At 48.9% G+C, this 380-nt stretch carries 1 pseudogene; it reads left to right on the plus strand.

The features are described from left to right. Nucleotides 1-169 precede the first annotated feature (169 nt). Nucleotides 170-380, plus strand: a pseudogene (locus tag ACRHNM_RS16330) (hypothetical protein); the annotation flags it as partial.

The following is a 380-nucleotide window of genomic DNA, read 5'->3' on the forward strand; positions in this document are numbered from 1 at the left end:
GGAAAAAACCCCGGGAACCTATGAGGGAAAGGTTAAATGGCAAAACACACAGGGAAGTGAAACCTGGAAAACCGTAGCAATAACCATCCAGAATAACGAATACTCCGACAATAGCTCGGACCCGTGTAGTAACTACATGACGCGAATCCATTAATTAAATCATTACAATATGAAACCCTTCAAAATTATCTGCCTGTTAATATGCTGTTTCGGCCCGCTGGCCGCTTCGGCGCAATTTGCTCCGGTTAAAAACAAAAAAACCGCCAATATTTCGACCCGGATCGACCTGAAAGGAAAAACGCTGGCCGTCCCCAAACGGATATCCATCCGGGAATTCGACCGGTTGCGGCCCGCCCAGATTGCCCAGCTCCCCGCCGCGT

Source organism: Psychroserpens mesophilus (assembly GCF_050617655.1).
Classification (GTDB): Bacteria; Bacteroidota; Bacteroidia; order Flavobacteriales; family Flavobacteriaceae; genus Psychroserpens; species Psychroserpens mesophilus_A.